Source organism: Microcoleus sp. PH2017_08_TRC_O_A, from assembly GCF_020738665.1.
Lineage (GTDB): Bacteria > Cyanobacteriota > Cyanobacteriia > Cyanobacteriales > Microcoleaceae > Microcoleus.
In genome coordinates, this window is record NZ_JAEQCE010000008.1 from 61,538 (window position 1) to 76,242 (window position 14,705).

Below are 14,705 nucleotides of genomic sequence, written 5' to 3' on the forward strand. Positions count from 1 at the left end.
GAAAAGATGTCAAATGAGTTCTATATGGTGAAGGTATTAGTCGCAGCGCTTCCTGAACTCTCTCAAAGTAGCAGTCCTACAATCTAGATGGCAACTGCGTTTGAGGTGCGCTTACCCTGACCTAGTATCATGTATTATATGTGGATATACTGCATTGGGTAGATCCACTAAAAAATCAAAGCTTGTGCGATCGAGTGACGGTGAAAAAATAGTTAAAGCTGAGATGTTACGCCATTGTAAGCAATAGGCATCTTGCCTGTTCATAAATAAGTAAAAAACAGTTTGTTGGTAATTAATTGATAAATTAGATATTTGGATTTTTTTAACCGCAGAGGCCACAGAGAGCGCAGAGGAAGAGAAGAGAGATGAGTAATTGTGATAGCGACTCACATCTAGAGGATATTCAAGCTGCGATCGCGCCGAATGAAGCTGGACACGATCGGGAGCTGAACAGTGATAGGATCAAATCGCTACATCCGCTCTTCCTCTGCGCCCTCTGCGCCCTCTGCGGTTAAAAAAATCCAAAACAACCATAAATCTTATAAAATGTTCCCATTAAATAAAGAATCAGCACTCCCAGATGAAGATTTGATGTAGATTTGGCCGATCGCACCCATCACAGGTGACAACTAATATAGTGATTTTGCTATGGTTGTTAAGGCTGGTCGATCGGGAAGAGCAGATTTCACAGTAAAATGTACAGTTCGCTAACCCTTCCGCGCAGGTGAGGTTCGATTTTAACAACTAATTAGCTCACCTCAAAAACCAACATCGTTTACTAAAGGCTTCAACAAGCAATCCCGAAGGAGTAAAAAATCATGGTTCAAACTCAAGAACTTTCTCAAACATTAACTCTGCTCGCATCTGCTGCACCCAACGGAATTTCCGCTACAGAATCACGCCCGTGGGGTTCTTTTACAACACTTGAAGAAGGCCCGGGATACAAAATTAAGCGGATCGAAGTCAAGCCGGGACACCGCCTCAGCCTGCAAATGCACCACCACCGCAGCGAACACTGGATCGTAGTTTCCGGTACTGCAAAAGTTACTTGTGGCGAAACCGAAGAAGTTCTATTTACAAATCAGTCTACCTATGTTCCACAGTGTATTTCTCACCGTCTGGAAAATCCGGGAGTGATTCCCCTGGTTTTAATTGAAGTGCAGAATGGTGAATATCTCGGAGAAGATGATATTGTGCGCTTTCAAGACGATTATGCGCGGACAGAATCTAAGGCTAAATAACCTATAAACTGGTTATTTGTTATTTGTTATTTGTTATTTGTTATTCGCACCAATCAGTAACCAGTAACCAATAACCAGTAACCAATAACCAGTAACCAGTAACCAAATAAAATTAATGATTCATCTAAGCAAAACAGCAGCGACAGAAGTAAAGCGCCTCAAGTCAAAGTATCCGAACCCGAATGCTTTGTTTCGTCTGGGCGTGGAATCGAGCGGCTGTTCCGGTTTGTCTTATACAATGGCATTTGACGATGCACCCGTCCCAGAAGACACTCTCTGCGAGTCCGAGGGAGTTCAAGTTGCGATCGACCCCCAGCACTTAAAATATCTCAACGAGCTCACCTTAGATTATTCAGAAGACTTGATGGGCGGAGGTTTCCGATTCCACAATCCCAATGCAGCCCAAAGCTGTAGCTGCGGCAACTCCTTTTCTGCTAAAGAATAATCAACTGTTCTGGGTAATGGAGATATTTTGACGGTATCAGAACTTTTTCCTGGTTGGGAATTGCCAATTTGTGAACTGTGACCGCCAATTTTTACAGAAGCTGAAACTGAAGGATAATCTCGCATTTTAATATAAGTAGTTTGAACGAACCGCGAAGACGCAAAGGACGCGAAGGAAGAGAGGAGAAGAGAAAAGAAAGATTTAACAATGGCAAATAAATCAGAAAAACCCCAAGATTGGTATAGCGAATATATCGCCACCTACAGTTACGAACAGCGAAAAAATTGGTACAGCCAAATCGCAGGTTTCTACCACAAAACTAGACCGCGCTATCCTCAACAACTAATTAATCGCGTTGTTGAATTAGCCGAACTCCCCTCAAATGCCAACATTCTTGAAATCGGATGTGGCCCCGGAATAGCCACTGTTCCGTTTGCGGAATTAGGTTTTGCAATGCTTTGTCTCGAACCCAGTCAGCCAGCTTGTCAGCTAGCACAACAAAACTGTGCAACTTATCCATCTGTAGAAATTAAAAATCAAACTTTGGAAGAGTGGGAATTAGAAGCTGATAAATTCAATGCTGTACTGGCGGCGACTTCTTTTCATTGGGTGTCACCGGAGATTCGCTATCAAAAAACGGCCGCCGTATTAAAAGATAAAGGTTCATTGATTTTGCTCTGGAATGCCGGAGTTTTGCCAGAAGATGAAGTTTACCGAGTTTTGGATGAAGTTTATCAAAATCAAGCTCCGTCTCTAGCAGTATATCATGCCAAAGAAAGAGCCAATCAAGCAGAAAGTATCAAAGAACTCGGACAAAATATCATCGACTCAGGCCTGTACGAGGATTTAATTTACGAACAGTTAGTATGTGAAATTACCTACAGCATTGAGGATTATCTGAATCTTTTGCAGACTTACTCAGAGTACATCGCGCTAGACGATGGCACGAAAAATTCTTTGTTGGCAAGTTTGCGGGAAGCGTTAGCAAAAAACTGCGAAAATATCATCAAAGCTTCCTATATTTCAGCATTTCATATTGCCAAAAAACTTTAGCACTTTTTCTCTTCTCTTTCTTCGTGTCCTTCGCGTCTTCGCGGTTCGTTAAAAAAACCTTATTTACCAATCTGAGGTGGAATTGGTAACAAAAAGGTTCGTAGTGAGGACTTTAGTCCTCGGAAAGAAGGACTAAAGTCCTCACTACAAACCTATTGTAGTATGGCTGCTGAGAATTGTCCACTGCATTAACTGCTGCCATTCGGGAGATTGAGTTAATAAATCTGCATCCAATTCATTGCCAGTATCCTGCGAAAATTCCGTAAAACACTCCGCCCAATTAATTACTGTTTCCACTGGCAAATAAGGCGTATAATTCCAAGAACGCTGCAAAAATTCTGCCATCTCAACAGGATGACCGGTGCGGTGCAAATACCAAGCAATCCAAACCAACGTACTGTACTTGATTTGCTTTTCCAACAAACGTATTTTATCCGGCACTTCGGGCCGCGCAAAAAAATTGTCCATTACCGCCGCCAAGGATTTAGCCTGCGGTAAACCTTTGTACATGGCACTTTGTTCGTGCTGGCGGTAGCAAACTGTTATTTGTCGCAGCCACTCTGTTTCGCATCCCATTAAGGCTAAACGCAGCGCTAAATCTGTATCTTCGGCTGGTGGAAATCGAGGATCGAAACCGCCCGCTCGCTCTAACCAATGGCGGCGAAACATCATCGCGCTGGGCAATACTGGTTTCCACCGCAGCCACATTTCTAAGTCTAATTTAGGGACGTTTTCCCAGGGTTTGACATCTTTGATAGGTTCGCCTATGCTGTTGACTTGACGCCAGCCGCTGTGGACTATTCCTAGATTTGGTTGCGCTCTAAATACAGCAATTTGTGCTGCTAATTTCTCGGGTAAAAAGTAGTCATCTGCATCGAGAAAGGCGATGAATTCTCCTTGCGCTAGTTCGATGCCGCGATTTCGGGCAATGGAAACTCCTTGATTTTGTTGGTAAATGTAGCGAATGCGATCGCCATATTGCTCTAAAACTAATTTGGTGTCGTCTCGGGAACCGTCGTCTACTACAATAATTTCCCAGTCAGTATAGGTTTGGTGCAGCACGCTATCTACGGCTTGGCCGACGTAAGCAGCACAGTTGTAAGCCGGAATCACCACGCTTACCTGCGGAGTTCGATCGCTCATCATGAATATCAAGTCCGAAGCATTAGAATCTATACAGGCTGGGCGGATTTACTAAAATCCCTGGCTGTGAAATCCAGAAAAATTATACACTCGCGCCTCAAAGATTTATTTATCAAATCTAGTTGCGTCTTTATTATAATACGTCTAAGGTGCGCCAGAGACTGACGCACCGGATAAGCGATGCTTTTTGAGCATAAATTTGGTTCAAGAATTTGCCAAAGTAAGTTGGCGCGAATTCAGTAAATCGTGGGGGCGAATTCCTAAAGGGTTGCGATCGCCTTTTACCTTTAAATACTTCTGAGCTATTTGCAAAACCTGTTCCGGATTGGGCGGCTTGCTCAAAAAATCGGAAGCACCTGTAAGTTTGGCTCGCGTGCGATCGATTATACTGTCTTTACCAGTCAAAAACACGATCGGAGTTTCCCGAAAACTCGGTGTTTGTCGCAAAAAATTACACAAAGCAAAGCCGTTTGTCTTCGGCATTACCACGTCCATAAAAATTAAAGCAGGCTTTTGTTTGGCAATGATGCCCACTCCATCCATCGGATCTTGAATTTTTAGAACTCGATACCCCGCCGGCAATAAAATTTGCTGTAAAAATTCGCATACTGTCGGACTGTCATCGATACAGGCAATCAAAGGGCGAACCTGCCCAGCCATCGACGCAGCAAGGCGCCACTGTTCTATAGGCGACGGTAAGTCTGGTACTGTGCGGAAATTTACTAAACCCTGCTTCATGTAATTAACTAAAGCGCGAGTTGCGACTGTCACGCACTGCTTTTTCTTCAATGCAATATCCCAAAGAGTATTCTCGCCGTTAAATACGTTAGCCAAAGCTATCAAAGAGTTAGAACTAAATCGATTTTCCTGCAACTGGGCAGACGCTTTTAAAAGGGGTGCTTGTTCTGGTTCTACCAGCCACAAACCCATGCCTTTCCACTTCTGCCAAATTAGTTCTGTAGAGTACATAATTTGTTCTACTTCCGTTACAGACAGCAGCAAAGAAGAGATTACTTTAGAAAAATATTTTTCCGACGGACGCCACTCCCGACGCAAACCCGATTGACCGATCAGAGCAAAGAATACTTCGGAAACGCTGCTGTGGACGATCGCCTTAGCTTGTTGCAAACTCATTTCGCTGGCCGCTAGCCCTTGCTGAATCAGTTGATATTCCCACAGTTCCCGAGCCTCCAGATCTCTAAGATCCACTTGAAAGTTGCGACAGTGTTGTCCAATAGCCCTGTACCAGCGCCTCGCTCTGTGCGCTCCTCCTGTGGCATAAACCAAACTACCCTGAAAAAAGTATAGTTGCCACTGTTGCTCACCTTGCTCTAATAGCAGTTTTCCCGTTGCTTGTTTCTGGCTGAGGACTGCCAAAGTATGAGACAGCATTTTGTACCCGATTGCGGTAGCAGACATATCAACTCGCATCCCCTGTACTCCTGTTTTCCCTATTATATCGCTGCTGAGTTTGGGAAAAAAACAGTAATATTACTGAATTGTGTTCAAAAAAACACACTACCTGATGCGAGTTTAACCCGATCGGGTATTCATACAATTTCTCCAAAATAATGCAACTATAAGTGCGATCGAAATCCTTAATTGATCCGGTATTCCGAAATCTTAAATCTCAAATCTCAAAAAGGTATGATTCCCCTCGGGAGTTTTAGCTATAAGGATGCGTTGACAGTTGACTAATAACTAATGACGTTGGACGTTCGCTCGGGGGAGACGCTGGCAAAACATGACGTTGGACGTTGGACGTTCGCTCGGCGGGGACAGCAAAACATGACTAATGACTAATGACTAATGACTAATGACTATCTTTGGGAGGTACGGGATCGTAACCCCCTGGATGAAAAGGATGACAGCGCAAAATGCGCTTAACTGCGATCGCTCCGCCGCGGGCCGCCCCAAATCTTTCTATGGCTTCGATCGCGTATTGGGAACAAGTGGGCTGAAATCTACAGGCGTTAGGCAAATAAGGAGAAATCCCCATTTTGTAGCCTCGAATTAATCCGATCAGCAATACTTTCACAATCTTGACCTCAGCGTTTGATTAAATTAATTGCAAAATGTTGTCCTGTCTACCTATTTTTATTTCCCCCTCTTGGATCGCTAAAAGACAATTTGAGGAGACAATATGGTATTTGTTTCGGAGTTTGCTACTTGACCGATACCTAAAAAATTACCATCTCGATCGTAAACTTGCAAGTGATAGGGAGATTCGGAGCTTAAGTTTTCAGAGGGATGTTTGCTACTGTCCTCCGCTTCTACGGGCGTTTCGGGAATGGGGAGGCGCTGTCCTTGAAACCAGCGTTTGGTATATTCAGGAGAAAGGACGATCGCACCTAAGTGTCTCAAAACCGCCGATGGCAAAATCGGGCTGAATGTATTCTCCTGCAATTGCACTTCTAATTCTTCAAACGTGAGACTTTGGTCGATCGAGAAACCGCTGCTTTCGGTGCGAGTCAAACCAGCCAAAGTACCGCCGGCATTCAAGAGTGCGCCCAAGTCTCTGGCGATCGCCCGAATGTAAGTACCCGCCCCGCAGGCGATCGACAAATCCAATTCTGGAAAATCGCCGGGCCGCCAATCCAAGATATCCAGCCGAAACACCTCAACATTCCTAGCCGCAACTTCCACAGTTTCGCCTTTTCTAGCTAACTCATAAAGCCGTTTTCCTCCCACCTGAACCGCACTAAAACTCGGCGGAAATTGTTCTATTTTGCCGATAAAATTCGGCAGTGCAGCTTGCACTTGTTCTAAACTCAACTCCGGGACAGGTTTAGAATTCAGGATTTCTCCTTCTAAATCGTCCGTAGCGGTAGTTAAGCCAAACCGAATCGTACCTCGGTAAGCTTTGTGGTGTTGGAGGAATTGCAGCAGTCTGGTTGCTCTTCCCAGGGCGATCGGCAAAACGCCAGTCACAGCCGGATCGAGGGTTCCTCCGTGTCCCACTCGTTTGAGTTTCAATATTCGGCGCACTCGCCCCACGCAGTCGTGAGATGTCATGCCCGCAGGTTTGTTGAGATTGAGAAAACCGTCAATAGTCATTAGTAAGAAGGAAGAAGGAAGTTCGGCAAGGGATTGTATAACGGATGTAACTCACATCTTGTACCATTCTCAAGAACAGGCAAGATGCCTGTTCCACAAAAGATGATTTTTCTGGTGGAACAGGCATCTTGCCTGTTCCTCAAGGGCTTATCGACATTGGTGCAAGATCTCAGATGTAACGGATTTAATGAAAATCGATTCGAGGGAAAATGGAACAAGGAACAAGAAAGAAGGAAAAAGAAAAGTTTTGAGATTACTTTGTTGGTCGCAACGCTTCCCGGTTTTGAGTTAAAAAGTTAAATATTGAAACTTAAAACTCAAAAGAACCTGCAAGCCCAATTACCAATTACCAATTACCAATTACCAATTACCAATCCCCATTCCCAATTAAAAAATAAAGTCCGTCCGAGAGATAGTAACTCCCAATACAGTAGCCAGAGTTTCCTTGGTACTTGTAAACTGAACAATTGTACTCGGCACGGTTCCGGGCCCAGCAGAAATGGTGAGTTCGGCAAAAGTGAGGTCGGCTCTCAAGCGAATTTTATCCGTACCAACAGTAAAATCGGTAATCACATCGCCATCTGCCGATCGCCCGATCGAAAAAGTATCATTCCCTGCGCCACCAGTTAAAGTATCTCTGCCGCGATCGCCCGACAAACAATCATCGCCCAGGCCACCAAACAGCGAGTCATCGCCTGCACCGCCAAAAAACGTATCATTGCCCGCGCCGCCCAACAAAGTATCGTTGTCTTGGTTGCCAAACAGCAAATCATTGCCATCATCCCCGCTTACCGAGTCAGCACCTTTCCCCCCGTAGAAAGTATCGTCGCCCGCGCCGCCCAAAACGCTGTCGCGGGCTGCACCGCCGAACAGCAAATCATTACCAGCGTCGCCCTGTATTGAGTCGTCCCCGTCACCGCCGTAGAGGCTATCGTCTCCCCCCAAACCTAAAATGCTGTCAGCGCCTCCCAAACCGAAGATCAAGTCAGCGCCGGCAGTACCGCTGAGGGAGTCAGGGCCGCTGGTGCCATTGCGAGCGGTAGCAGAGCCTCCGGGCCTGGTACCCGGGCTGGTTGGGGTTGGGGTTGTGATTACGATCTTAACTGGTACTGCTGATGGCATAGTTTTGAATACTGGTAGAAATTTGCCATTCTAACTTAGCCTAAAAGCGTAAGTTACAGAAAGTACCACGAACACCAGGTGTCTTCAGGCGGGGAAGTGTTCAACAGTTGACAGTTGACAGTTGACAGTTGACAGTTTGAGAGCGACTTCTACCCTTAAGTCCGAGGATTGGAGTAATGAATAGTCTGATTTTAATTTCTCCCTCACTCGTGAGAGGCTTTCAACCAATTATTTCTGGTAAAAAATCTGTTAGCAGCGTTGCTTGTTTGAGGATAAATTCAAGTAGCGTTGGCTGGCAAACAATTCTGCATTTAAATTGCATATTTGGAGCGGCGTCTGACCAACGGCTCACTCCTGGTTTGATTATTTCTTGATGTCCAATTTCAGTGCTGAGCGAGCCGATCGCCTTTGACGAAATAAATCTGCCCATCAATAGTTACGATCCTATAGTTTGGCAGTTGGTTCAATACATAAAATTTAGGTATAACCTTCATTCAGTTGACAGTTGACAGTTGACCTGGGACAGCGACCTCTACCTGGAAGTCCGAGGATTGGAGTAATGAATAGTCTGATTTTAATTTCTCCCGATCGGGGACAGGCTTTAAACCAATTCTTTCTGGTTTAATTTTTATTAAAGATTACAGTTATAGTAAAATTAAATATATGCTACAAGTAGGCTATAGCTTTTAAGAGATAAATGAGAGGCGCGAAAGAATTATTCCTCACCAGCTTGACCGCTATTACTATGAGTTGGGGATATGTCACCGTCATTCAGCGGATACCGGGGGCGATCGCCCAGACAAAGGTTCCGATGAGACTGCAACACGGGGAAGGAACCTATACCCTTACGGTGTCAGAGACGGACACCACAAAATCTGCCTGTGGGGGTCAGTTGCGCCTCTATGACGTGCATATTGCTAAGATGTTTGAGGTGACCTATGCTGATTGCCAGGAGATACCTAGGGCTGGCTTTAGAGATTGGGAGTACAGGGCCGGAAATGGCAGAATTAGCATGGGGACATTCAGAATCACCTGTCAGTTGGCTGGAGATATTGCGAATACTTACGGTTTAGGCAAACCAGAGCGTAGTGCGATCGAATATTCTCAGGAGGAGGCTGGGCGGCCAATATCAAGGACTCGTTCTATCCCTATTTTAGACATTACTGGCAATAAAGTCGATCGCTGGCTGAATTTTGTGCAGAGTTTTCGACCACTACAGTGCAGGGATTGCCGCCCAACCACCCAAAGCTGGTGAAGAATCTATTCGAGCAAAACTTCAAGCAGCCAAAACCAAACTTAAGTCTCAGCCATGAATTTTTTAGTCGATCGTAATCTCAATGGAAACGGCGTGATTTTCTTTCGTTGTATTGCTAATAAGGAAAGTGCTTTAATATGTTAACTAACTACATCCAAGCTGCCATGAAGCAAGCTAAGTATGAAATTTTCCCTAATGATGGGACTTTTTACGGAGAAATTCCCATCTGTGAGGGAGTCTATGCAAATGCTGTAAGTCTCGAAGCTTGTCGAGAAGAATTGCAAGAGGTATTAGAAGACTGGATTTTACTTAGTCTCACCCTGAATCTTCCTTTACCCGTCCTCGATAATATCGACCTTACAATTACCAAAGATGTTGCCTGATGCCCCCTTTAAAACCAATCAAACGTCGAGACTTAATTTATTACCTGAAACAACTGGGATTTGACGGCCCCTATTCGGGAAAAAGGCATCAGTTCATGTTGAAAGATAACCTTCGCATTACCATCCCCAATCCTCATCAAGGTGATATCAGTCCCAACTTTTTAGCTAAGATTTTGCGACAGGCTAAAGTTGATATTAGTGATTGGGAGCACCTCTAAAGTTGAGAGGGTTTTGTCAATTATATTAAATAAAAGGATCGCGCTTCTTCTGGGACTGGGGATGGTACGGGAAGGGCGATCGCCCTTCTTCTACTCTTGTTATTTCAAGCTAAAAATTAGCTATAAAGAGCAATTATTATCGTTTTTTTAGAGATTAATTGTGTTAAGTTCGGATGCCTTGCTAATCACTTTTTGTCGCAATTTTTCAGGTGTTAAATTATTTGGATTACCGCCTGTTTCATTCCATAACTCAATGCCTAACTTGATTGCGTTGGTATCCTTAAAGTCTACATTGCGTTTACCTAAATCATTTATACTTGAAAAAACTTGTAACTCCCAGTCAGAATAGCCGGCCGCTTTTCCAACGTAACCGTAGTGAATATTTGACCAGATATCGTAATAGAACTCTCGATCGCTATTTCCCCAGACAAGATAACCATAATTTGTACCTTTCAAATTTAAATCAGACTCTAATTTGGGCTTGTGATCCCATTCTTGACCATCAGACACTTTATCTCGCCACAGACCATAAGCTATGTTTTGAGCATAAGGATTCGACCATTGATCTTTAAAGTTTTTTATGTTCTTAACATAATCACTTGAAGCATTATTTCTCATCTCTTCGTACATATATTGAAGCGTTGTATCACCGTTTGCATAATTCAAATCGCTGCGATTATTATCCAATCCATTATCCCAAGAAAGATCAAAATACGCATCACGCTCTTGTTCATAAACATAAGCAAAAACATAATGATACCCACTGGTGGTAGGTCTAAAAGGATAGTCCTTGAAAGTCTGGTAATTGTTATTTTCTTTGTAAGCAAACTCCCATTGATTCATAAAATTCTTCCAGTTTTTACCATCCGAACTCACAAATAAAGAAAATCCATCATCTGCTTTGACACGAAAATTATAGGTTGTATTGGCATCAAAGTAAGAGTAATTCCACATTCCAGCGATAAAATAGTCCGAACGTCCCGCCACAGATCCGGTTCCCCAGTCTACATTCACACCATTTAATCCATCATTACGTTTAAACAAAGTAGTGTCGCCTAGTTTATTCCAGTTCCAGTCCCAAACAGTAGTTGTCCACGCTGAGGCTGATGTTTCAACTAAAATAGACTGTCCATTGGGACTGATAGTAACTTGGTCATTTTCAGACTTTAAAGCTACAACATCTCTCTGACTCAAAGTAGTACCTCGAACCAAAGCTGAAAAAATTTCTCCTTCATCACCTACAGCATCGATCGCATTGACACGAAAATCAATGGAATGACCAATTTCTTCAAGAAGGACACTAGCGATCGCGTCTGGATTATTGGCATTTTGCAGCAGGAAATCTTCAGAAATGTAAATTGTATTTGTTAGAACATCAAAAGCGCCATTATTGCCATTGATATCTTTAAGTGAAAGAATCTCAATTTGAGGTGAAAATTGACCATTAGATAAGTTTTGAATTAAAGATGTCGCCGACTCTAAATCAATTCTTTCTCCAAAAGCGATAGTCATCTTTTCAGAAAAAGCAGGCTCATTAACAAACTTTTTTAGTTGAGCGATCGCACTTTGTAAGCCTGTGCTTAATATTCCATTAATATCATATTCTAAAGAACTGCTAGATAGTTTGCTTGAAAGACTACTGCTAGCAACAAAATCCGCAAATATGAAAGAAGGAACAGGTGGAACAGGTATTTGAGGAACGTTGGGTGACGGAGATAATCCCGTGTTAGTTGGAATACCTTGAGATGGTGAAGAACCAGAGGTAATAAGTTGTCTTCCTTCTTTTGCGCCATAATTAATTAAGTGATCGAACAACTGTTCCCCTGTAGTCAGTCCGACTGTCTTTAAGTCTGGATTAGCAGCACCATAAAAGTTTAAATCAACCTTGGGAGAGAAGCGACGTTTTTCATTAATGCCATAAGTAATTAAATGGTCAAGTAACTCTTTGGGATTTTTCAAACCGATAGCCGCTAAGTCTGGATTCACTGCGGCATAAAAATCCAAGTCAACATAAGGCGAAAAGCTCCGCCCTTCATTGACACCAAACTGACGGAACTGGTTCAATAATTGTTCTGGATTTACTAACCCTGCCGCTTGTAAATCAGGATTCATTTTGGAATAGTAGCCAGTATCAAAAACTTTAGATAGTTCAAACATGATATGACAAGTAATACTTTTATTAAGGATGGTAAGTCTTGCTTCATTCAGCTTAGTTTATTACGCAAAAAAAAATATTACAACTCTAAAAAGTACGATAAAGTCAGGAGTTTTTTGATTTTCTAGGTGATCAGGTATGATTACGTTGTCAAGGTACGGAAAAGTATGATAAATTAAGATAATCTTAAGCCAGACTTCAACCCTAACTCAATCTATGACTACTGAGGAACTCTTACATTGGACGGATGACGTTGTATTTACCAAAACTGGAAAACGCCTCGACTCTGTGCAAACGGCTATCTTAGAAGGCGCTTGGCAAAGATTAAAATATGAAGAAATTGCGAGAACCTGCCATCGCAGTAAGTCCCATGTTAAAAATATAGCTTCGGAATTATGGCAGACTATATCGGATGTGTTAGGAGAAGATATCAATAAGATGAATGTTCGCTCTATTTTAGAAAGAAAAGCATTATCTAATATTTACAACAATAATGGTTCACAGATTGTTGGTTACATTAATAGTCATATCAATATTTGTAGTGAAAAAAGGCAAGATGCAGAAGATACTAAAGAGCGATCGCCCTTTCCCCCCGACTCTCCCCAAAATCAATCCCCAATAATCGATTTAACAGACGCACCCGAATTAACCAGCTTTTACGATCGCACCTCAGAACTCTCCACCCTCAAACAATGGATATTACAAGCCCACACCCGCCTGATTACCGTCTACGGCTTAAGTGGAATTGGCAAAAGCGCGATCGCCCTCAAACTCATCGAACAAATTCAAACCGAATTTGATTATATTATTTGGTTAAGTCTCACCAACACACCCACACTTTTAAGCCTCCAAACCGAACTCAAGCAATTTTTTGGGCGATCGCCACAACCCCCATTACCCACAATCATCGATTATTTCCGATCCTCTCGCTGTTTAGTAATCCTTGATGACGTACAAAATATTTTTAGTAGCAGTCAATTAGCAGGTCAATATTTAACAGGCTATGAAGATTACGGCAAATTTTTCAAACAAATTGCCACATCCTCTCATCAGAGTTGTTTAATCCTCCTCAGTTGGGAAAAACCCAGAGAAATTACTGCTTTAGAAGCACTAAACCGACCCGCACGAACATTACACCTCAAAGGCTTAGGAGAACAAGCCGCAGAAATTATCAGAGAAAAAGGATTAGCTGATGAGGAAAAATGGTCAGACTTGATCGCCTTTTATCAAGGACATCCTTCCTGGCTAAATATCATCGCTGCAACAATTTGGGAATTATTTGATGGTAGCGTTTCCCTGTTTTTAGCGGATGGAACAGATTTATTTTTAGGTGACTTAGAACCCCTTTTAGAATCTCACCTAGAGCGTTTATCAGACTCGGAAAAAAAGGCGTTCTACTGGTTAGCAAGTCAAGATGATGCGGTAGATATTTCCCACGCACCAGCAGATAGTGAATTATCCCGATCGCAATTGTGGCAAGCCATACAATCTTTAGCGCGGCGTGGCTTAGTGCAAAAAATGTTAGTAGGAGGGCGATCGCAATTTCAGATTAATCCTGTATTTAAAGAATATATTCAATCCAAGTAACATTCCACCCATTTATTTCTTAGTCTGCGGAGGCAGACTTTGTTTTTGTAGACGCGGTTTCAACCGCCGGGTTTGTTAAATCATCGATCGCACAAAAGCATTCACCGCATCATATTGATCCGCCATCCGCGAATAAAACTCGATCGATCGCAAATCCAACTCCGGCAAAAGTTCACTCTTACTAACCAACTCATACCCCGTAGAGCGCAAACAATAAACCGAAATTACCCCATCCTCCCAGAACCAAACCTCCTGCACACCCACCCGACGATAGATTTCCAGCGTATCAATTCCACCACTTGTCACTGTCACCTCGATCGCCAAATCTGGAACCGACTTGCGCGTACCCAAACAATAAGACTCATCTGGTTCTTTCCGTGCACCCAACTCCTTCATCCCGATAGTTGTACTACCGCGCCCATAGAAACGAATGTCTTTCGTCCGCATATACATTTCTAAAACCTGACCTAAAGTATTTTTAGGTTCTTCATGAGCATCAGATAAAGGAGCCATAATTTCTAAACACCCATCCAAATAAGTTAAACGCGCCCCTGTTTCCGCCAAATCTGCATCCAACTTTTCCAGAGTCTCCCATGTCACGTTTGACAGGAAAGCCGCACCTGTACCCAATCCTGCTTTAGAAATTGCGACAACCATTTGACTTACCTTTTACGATCGCTCTTCCATAATATACGACTTCCAAAACTTGGAGTCTATCTTAATATTCTATTCTTTAGTCTGCGGAGGCAGACTTTGTTTGTGTAGACGCGGTTTCAACCGCCGAGTCTAATATTCTATTCTTTAGTCTGCGGAGGCAGACTTTGTTTATGCAGACGCGGTTTCAACCGCCGAGTCTAATATTCTATTCTTTAGTCTGCGGAGGCAGACTTTGTTTGTGTAGACGCGGTTTCAACCGCCGAGTCTGATCGTTCCCAAAATTATTTTTCCCCAAACAAAAAGCGCCCCTATTTCTAGGAGCGCTTTTTGTCAATCAAGAGTTAAAAATTAACCGTTGATGGAAGGAGCAACCAAAGCCACGGGAGTTG

At 43.0% G+C, this 14,705-nt stretch carries 17 protein-coding genes; 9 read left to right on the forward strand and 8 right to left on the reverse strand.

Annotation, left to right across the window (positions count from 1 at the left end; genetic code table 11):
* The first annotated feature begins 365 nt into the window (after window positions 1-365).
* The 4 genes from JGK22_RS04045 (at window position 366) to JGK22_RS04060 (ending at window position 2,739) form a co-directional block, all read left to right on the forward strand.
* Complete coding sequence (locus JGK22_RS04045) at window positions 366-515, forward strand: hypothetical protein (RefSeq protein ID WP_293180740.1); 150 nt, start codon at window positions 366-368, stop codon at window positions 513-515.
* Between the two features lie 303 nt (window positions 516-818).
* Window positions 819-1,241, forward strand: coding sequence for a phosphomannose isomerase type II C-terminal cupin domain (locus JGK22_RS04050; RefSeq protein WP_293180743.1), 423 nt, complete (start codon window positions 819-821; stop codon window positions 1,239-1,241).
* Between the two features lie 115 nt (window positions 1,242-1,356).
* Window positions 1,357-1,686 (forward strand): iron-sulfur cluster assembly accessory protein, encoded by a 330-nt coding sequence (locus JGK22_RS04055; RefSeq protein ID WP_293180746.1) that lies wholly within the window; start codon window positions 1,357-1,359, stop codon window positions 1,684-1,686.
* A 207-nt stretch (window positions 1,687-1,893) separates the two neighbouring features.
* Entirely contained in the window at window positions 1,894-2,739 is an 846-nt protein-coding gene (locus tag JGK22_RS04060) for a class I SAM-dependent methyltransferase (RefSeq protein WP_293190158.1), read from the forward strand.
* 144 nt (window positions 2,740-2,883) lie between these two features.
* On the opposite strand, the gene JGK22_RS04065 is transcribed toward JGK22_RS04060, so the two are convergent.
* From JGK22_RS04065 to truB, 4 genes are all read right to left on the reverse strand, one after another.
* The gene (locus JGK22_RS04065; protein ID WP_293180806.1) at window positions 2,884-3,882 is read right to left on the reverse strand and encodes a glycosyltransferase; all 999 of its coding nucleotides are present in this window, start codon (window positions 3,880-3,882) and stop codon (window positions 2,884-2,886) included.
* 204 nt (window positions 3,883-4,086) lie between these two features.
* Window positions 4,087-5,301, reverse strand: a complete 1,215-nt coding sequence (locus JGK22_RS04070; protein WP_293180752.1) for a response regulator — start codon at window positions 5,299-5,301, stop codon at window positions 4,087-4,089.
* A gap of 394 nt (window positions 5,302-5,695) precedes the next feature.
* On the reverse strand, window positions 5,696-5,920 hold the full coding sequence (yidD, locus tag JGK22_RS04075; RefSeq protein ID WP_293180755.1) for a membrane protein insertion efficiency factor YidD: 225 nt from the start codon (window positions 5,918-5,920) through the stop codon (window positions 5,696-5,698).
* An 80-nt stretch (window positions 5,921-6,000) separates the two neighbouring features.
* Entirely contained in the window at window positions 6,001-6,939 is a 939-nt protein-coding gene (gene truB, locus JGK22_RS04080) for a tRNA pseudouridine(55) synthase TruB (protein WP_293218396.1), read from the reverse strand.
* A gap of 84 nt (window positions 6,940-7,023) precedes the next feature.
* On the opposite strand from truB, the gene JGK22_RS04085 reads away from it, so the two are divergent.
* Window positions 7,024-7,239, forward strand: a complete 216-nt coding sequence (locus tag JGK22_RS04085; protein WP_293190162.1) for a hypothetical protein — start codon at window positions 7,024-7,026, stop codon at window positions 7,237-7,239.
* An 87-nt stretch (window positions 7,240-7,326) separates the two neighbouring features.
* Here the strand turns inward: JGK22_RS04085 and JGK22_RS04090 are convergent, their stop codons facing one another.
* Both JGK22_RS04090 and JGK22_RS04095 read right to left on the reverse strand, forming a co-directional pair.
* Window positions 7,327-8,061 carry a calcium-binding protein gene (locus tag JGK22_RS04090; protein WP_293180770.1) on the reverse strand — a complete coding sequence of 245 codons (735 nt, stop codon included), beginning with the start codon at window positions 8,059-8,061 and terminating at the stop codon, window positions 7,327-7,329.
* Window positions 8,062-8,281: 220 nt separating this feature from the next.
* Window positions 8,282-8,491 (reverse strand): hypothetical protein, encoded by a 210-nt coding sequence (locus tag JGK22_RS04095; RefSeq protein WP_293180773.1) that lies wholly within the window; start codon window positions 8,489-8,491, stop codon window positions 8,282-8,284.
* A gap of 267 nt (window positions 8,492-8,758) precedes the next feature.
* On the opposite strand from JGK22_RS04095, the gene JGK22_RS04100 reads away from it, so the two are divergent.
* From JGK22_RS04100 to JGK22_RS04110, 3 genes are all read left to right on the forward strand, one after another.
* Window positions 8,759-9,316 carry a hypothetical protein gene (locus JGK22_RS04100; protein WP_293196427.1) on the forward strand — a complete coding sequence of 186 codons (558 nt, stop codon included), beginning with the start codon at window positions 8,759-8,761 and terminating at the stop codon, window positions 9,314-9,316.
* Window positions 9,317-9,453: 137 nt separating this feature from the next.
* The gene (locus tag JGK22_RS04105; RefSeq protein ID WP_293196429.1) at window positions 9,454-9,699 is read left to right on the forward strand and encodes a type II toxin-antitoxin system HicB family antitoxin; all 246 of its coding nucleotides are present in this window, start codon (window positions 9,454-9,456) and stop codon (window positions 9,697-9,699) included.
* Window positions 9,699-9,917 carry a type II toxin-antitoxin system HicA family toxin gene (locus JGK22_RS04110; RefSeq protein ID WP_293196431.1) on the forward strand — a complete coding sequence of 73 codons (219 nt, stop codon included), beginning with the start codon at window positions 9,699-9,701 and terminating at the stop codon, window positions 9,915-9,917. Before JGK22_RS04105 ends, JGK22_RS04110 begins: the two co-directional genes overlap by 1 nt.
* A gap of 147 nt (window positions 9,918-10,064) precedes the next feature.
* Here the strand turns inward: JGK22_RS04110 and JGK22_RS04115 are convergent, their stop codons facing one another.
* Window positions 10,065-12,074 (reverse strand): polymorphic toxin type 44 domain-containing protein, encoded by a 2,010-nt coding sequence (locus JGK22_RS04115; protein WP_293196433.1) that lies wholly within the window; start codon window positions 12,072-12,074, stop codon window positions 10,065-10,067.
* 214 nt (window positions 12,075-12,288) lie between these two features.
* Here JGK22_RS04115 and JGK22_RS04120 point away from each other — a divergent pair, with 214 nt between their 5' ends.
* On the forward strand, window positions 12,289-13,659 hold the full coding sequence (locus tag JGK22_RS04120; protein ID WP_293312393.1) for an ATP-binding protein: 1,371 nt from the start codon (window positions 12,289-12,291) through the stop codon (window positions 13,657-13,659).
* 75 nt (window positions 13,660-13,734) lie between these two features.
* Here the strand turns inward: JGK22_RS04120 and JGK22_RS04125 are convergent, their stop codons facing one another.
* Window positions 13,735-14,316, reverse strand: a complete 582-nt coding sequence (locus JGK22_RS04125; RefSeq protein WP_293196437.1) for a Uma2 family endonuclease — start codon at window positions 14,314-14,316, stop codon at window positions 13,735-13,737.
* Window positions 14,317-14,705: the final 389 nt, after the last annotated feature.

Excerpts from the sequence above, each read along its gene's own strand:
- JGK22_RS04120 (WP_293312393.1), top strand. The coding sequence starts at position 12,289 with ATGACTACTGAGGAACTCTTACATTGGACGGATGACGTTGTATTTACC.
- JGK22_RS04115 (WP_293196433.1), bottom strand. The coding sequence starts at position 12,074 with ATGTTTGAACTATCTAAAGTTTTTGATACTGGCTACTATTCCAAAATG.
- JGK22_RS04050 (WP_293180743.1), top strand. The coding sequence starts at position 819 with ATGGTTCAAACTCAAGAACTTTCTCAAACATTAACTCTGCTCGCATCT.
- JGK22_RS04085 (WP_293190162.1), top strand. The coding sequence starts at position 7,024 with ATGCCTGTTCCACAAAAGATGATTTTTCTGGTGGAACAGGCATCTTGC.
- JGK22_RS04100 (WP_293196427.1), top strand. The coding sequence starts at position 8,759 with ATGAGAGGCGCGAAAGAATTATTCCTCACCAGCTTGACCGCTATTACT.
- JGK22_RS04045 (WP_293180740.1), top strand. The coding sequence starts at position 366 with ATGAGTAATTGTGATAGCGACTCACATCTAGAGGATATTCAAGCTGCG.
- JGK22_RS04055 (WP_293180746.1), top strand. The coding sequence starts at position 1,357 with ATGATTCATCTAAGCAAAACAGCAGCGACAGAAGTAAAGCGCCTCAAG.
- truB (WP_293218396.1), bottom strand. The coding sequence starts at position 6,939 with ATGACTATTGACGGTTTTCTCAATCTCAACAAACCTGCGGGCATGACA.
- JGK22_RS04110 (WP_293196431.1), top strand. The coding sequence starts at position 9,699 with ATGCCCCCTTTAAAACCAATCAAACGTCGAGACTTAATTTATTACCTG.
- JGK22_RS04090 (WP_293180770.1), bottom strand. The coding sequence starts at position 8,061 with ATGCCATCAGCAGTACCAGTTAAGATCGTAATCACAACCCCAACCCCA.
- JGK22_RS04065 (WP_293180806.1), bottom strand. The coding sequence starts at position 3,882 with ATGAGCGATCGAACTCCGCAGGTAAGCGTGGTGATTCCGGCTTACAAC.
- JGK22_RS04060 (WP_293190158.1), top strand. The coding sequence starts at position 1,894 with ATGGCAAATAAATCAGAAAAACCCCAAGATTGGTATAGCGAATATATC.
- JGK22_RS04105 (WP_293196429.1), top strand. The coding sequence starts at position 9,454 with ATGTTAACTAACTACATCCAAGCTGCCATGAAGCAAGCTAAGTATGAA.
- JGK22_RS04125 (WP_293196437.1), bottom strand. The coding sequence starts at position 14,316 with ATGGTTGTCGCAATTTCTAAAGCAGGATTGGGTACAGGTGCGGCTTTC.
- JGK22_RS04095 (WP_293180773.1), bottom strand. The coding sequence starts at position 8,491 with ATGGGCAGATTTATTTCGTCAAAGGCGATCGGCTCGCTCAGCACTGAA.
- JGK22_RS04070 (WP_293180752.1), bottom strand. The coding sequence starts at position 5,301 with ATGTCTGCTACCGCAATCGGGTACAAAATGCTGTCTCATACTTTGGCA.